General features: G+C 66.4%; 4 protein-coding genes. 1 reads left to right on the forward strand and 3 read right to left on the reverse strand.

Annotated elements, in window-relative coordinates:
* From AB1346_07705 to AB1346_07715, 3 genes are all read right to left on the reverse strand, one after another.
* Positions 1-910: hypothetical protein (locus AB1346_07705; GenBank protein MEW6720316.1), on the reverse strand; the 910-nt coding region annotated here is incomplete at its 3' end.
* A complete protein-coding gene (locus tag AB1346_07710; protein ID MEW6720317.1) occupies positions 907-1,518 on the reverse strand; it encodes a CPBP family intramembrane glutamic endopeptidase in 612 nt (203 codons plus the stop codon). The genes AB1346_07710 and AB1346_07705, both read right to left, overlap by 4 nt.
* A 13-nt stretch (positions 1,519-1,531) precedes the next feature.
* Complete coding sequence (locus tag AB1346_07715; protein MEW6720318.1) at positions 1,532-2,188, reverse strand: HAD-IA family hydrolase; 657 nt, start codon at positions 2,186-2,188, stop codon at positions 1,532-1,534.
* A 341-nt stretch (positions 2,189-2,529) separates the two neighbouring features.
* On the opposite strand from AB1346_07715, the gene AB1346_07720 reads away from it, so the two are divergent.
* Positions 2,530-3,336, forward strand: an 807-nt coding sequence (locus tag AB1346_07720; GenBank protein MEW6720319.1) for a hypothetical protein, incomplete at its 3' end; no start/stop codon positions are given.

A 3,336-nucleotide genomic window follows, 5' to 3' on the forward strand; every position in this document is an offset into this window, starting at 1 on the left:
GGGCGATGTACGCGTCGCCCGCCAGCTTCAGCGAGTTGTAGATCCGCTCCCGGACCAGCGACACGTCGGTGCTGATCTGCGAGAGCTTGTGCATCGGCTTCTCGTACGGGTCGTGGAGGATGTGGAAGAGGCGCCGCCGGGGGCGCAGCTCCCCCGCCGTCGCGTCGATCGCCTCGAGGAGGACCCGGTCGAAGAAGCGCAGCTCCAGCAGCTGCACGTTCAGGAACTCGAGCACCTCGAGGGTGTCCTGGAACTTCGGGTCGTAGGCGAAGGACGCGCTCCAGTCCGCGACGAACAGGTCGTTGTCGAAGTAGCGGATGGGGGAGCGAAGGATCTCCGCGACCGCCGCCTCGCTGAACTTCCCCTCCTGGAGCGTCAGCAGCCGCGCGATGTCCTGGGCCAGGCCGGAAAGCGCCTCCGTGCCGGTCATCGCGGGAGAGAAGGCGGAGACGTGCCAGAGGGAGTACTCCTCGACGAGGTCCGCCAGCATCGGGCGGGAGATCGCGGGGCGGATCCGCTCGAACACCCGCCCGGCCGCCTCCCTCGCGGCCCGTTCCAGCCCGGGACCTTCGGAGAGGGCGAGCGCCGCCGCGCAGTATTCCTCCCAGGGTAGGTCCCTCACGGGAAGCGAGAGCGTCACCGACAGCGCCCCGAAGTCGAAGATCTTGACGGAGGCGTCGAGGCGCAGCCGCCGCCCTCCCGCGCCGGTCTCCGCCTCCACCTCGCCGGCGGGAACTACGAGCGGCCTGGGACGGTACTGCAGGTGCGGCGGGGAGGGGCGCATCCCCGAGATTCCGGGCGCGTCGGACGCTTCGCAAAGGGAGCGCGCGGCGTCGAGCGAGATCTCGAACCCCGCTTCGTAGGCGTAAAAAAAGAAGAGATGGCCGGATACCGCGAGCCCGCCGCTCATGCCGGCCCTCCGAGCAGGAACGGGAAGAGGTTATAGAGGAAGTGCACCGCCACCGGTACGTAGATGTTCCCGCAGCTCCTCCGTCCCCACCCGAGCAGCAGCCCGGGCAAGAAGGTCAGCAGGCGGTAGGGGGAGGGGTGGATCACCAGGTGTCCCGCGGCGAAAAGAAGGGCGGTCGGGATCACCGGCTCCATGCCCGCTTCCTCGAAGAGGTCGTACAGGTATCCGCGGAAGAAGACCTCCTCGGGCAGCGCTGTCAGCAGCAGGATGTGCGCCGCCAGCGCCGGGGAGATCGGGAGCGCCCCCCGGGGCGGGGACAGCTCCGGGGGAAGCGGCAGCATGGCGTAAAGGGACCAGGCCGCGGCGCCCGCCACGATCAGCAGCAGCCCCGTTCCGAGCGTCCTGCGGGGGTTCTCCACGCGGGTCCACTCGGGGAAGCCGCTTTTCCGGTAATGCGGCACGGGAACGTAGAGGAACAGGACGGCGGCGAGGACCGCGGTGGAGAAGATGCGCCCGGGCACGTCCAGGTAGAGCGAGAGGCGGATCGCCGCGAAGACGGCTGCGAAGGCCGCGACCGCTTCCCACGGGAACCTTTTTCCGGCGGCCACGGTCGATCCGCCGCTATCCCGCCGGCCGGATCCTGGCGAACAGCTCCTGGAACCGGTCGACGGTGAAGTCCGGGGGATGCTCGGCGAACGCGCTTGCGCCCAGACCGTACGTGACGCCGCAGGTGACCGCGCCGGCGGCCTTCCCGGCGAGGACGTCGTTCTTCGCGTCGCCCACCATCACGGTCTCGCGCGCGGAGACGCGGGCCTCCTCGATCAGGCGGAGCAGCCCCTGGGGGTCGGGCTTTTTCGTCGGGAAGCTGTCCGCCCCGCGGACGGTGTAGAAGTGGCGGGAGAGGGAAAGGCCGGAGAGGATCTTCTCCGACATCGCGAGCGGCTTGTTCGTCAGCACCGCCATCCGGTACTTCCCGGACCATTCCCGAAGCGATTCGGCGACGCCGGGATATGGCCGCGTCGTGTCCAGGAGATGCCTGCCGTAGTACGAAAGGAACCGCTCCAGCGTATCCGGCAGGAGGCCGACCTTGTCCGCGGGAAGGGCCTTCCGGATGAGCGTCGTCGCGCCGTCGCCGATGTACCCGCAGATCTCCTCGTGCGGCAAGGGGGGGATTCCGAACGAGCCGATGGCCACGTTGACGGCGACGGACAGGTCCTCCTTCGAGTCGACGAGGGTGCCGTCCAGGTCGAACACGAGTAGCCGCGCGGGATATTCCATGTATCCATTGTAAAGAATTTCCCCCGGGGATGCCGCATGGAACCGGGACGCTCTTCGGTGCGGGGGGCGAATCGGATTCATGAGAATTCTATAAGAACTGTCTGACATTATTAAAAAATCGCAATACTTTCGTGGCAATCGTCCTTCCGCCCTGCGCGAAAAATTATTTATGTTTTTCGTATGGATGGCGCTGTTTTACCGGCTCGGACCCGCCAGGCATGCAAATTGCTGTTTCATCAGCAATTGAATTTCCAACACGGTCGATGAATGGGATTTCCGGCAGGATGGCCGGGTTCAGTGCGGCAATTCCGTTGGCGAAGATCAGGCGAGGAGGTAAGGATATGAAGAACAAATGGTATCCGGCTCTGCTGGGATTCCTGCTCATGGCATTCGCGGTTTCCGCGGTCCACGCGGCCCTGGTCCCGCCCGTGGGGCCCGCCGTCGATCCCCACGGCTACCCGGCGTTTTACCAGGACGGCAACGGGCTTCGTCTCGAGTTGTGCCTGCCGCCTCCGGCGGGGACCGCCGCCCTCCGGCCCGACATGTGCATCTTCGACCCGCCGGCGGGAAGTCCGCTCCAGGTCGGAAGCGAATCCTTCTGGTGGATGGCCGATGCCCAGCTTCCGCCGCTCGTTCCCGGCGGCAAGGCGCTCCTGGTGCTGGCGCTGGAGGCGGCCTTCACCGCGGAGGTGCCGATCGACGGCCAGCAGATGACCTTCGCCCGCCTGCGGATCCGCGTCGACGTTCCGTCCGTCGGCATCTACACGATCACCCACCCCTTCGGGCAGGAGGTATTCGACGTTACCAACCTCCTGGACGGGATCAATCACACCGTCGACATCGGCGACGTCAACCTCCTGGCCCCCGACAACGCCTACGCCGGCGCCCTCAACGGCGTCATCGGCCCCTTCCTGACCTGGCCGGATTACCAGAACGACAACACTCTGAAAGGGTTCGACGCCGCGGGCGCGGCCGTCGAGCAGTACATCGGCAACCCGAACATCCCGCATGTCGTGACGGGCGGTACCTTCGGCAACACCTTCCGGATCCAGGGGCCCGGCGGCATCGATCTCCAGACCGACCTCTTCACGGTCATGGGCAAGGTGTACGATCCCACCATCGGGCGGCTCGCTCACGTCTTCCCGCCT

It is taken from the genome of Thermodesulfobacteriota bacterium (genome assembly GCA_040758155.1).
Taxonomy (GTDB): domain Bacteria; phylum Desulfobacterota; class Deferrimicrobia; order Deferrimicrobiales; family Deferrimicrobiaceae; genus UBA2219.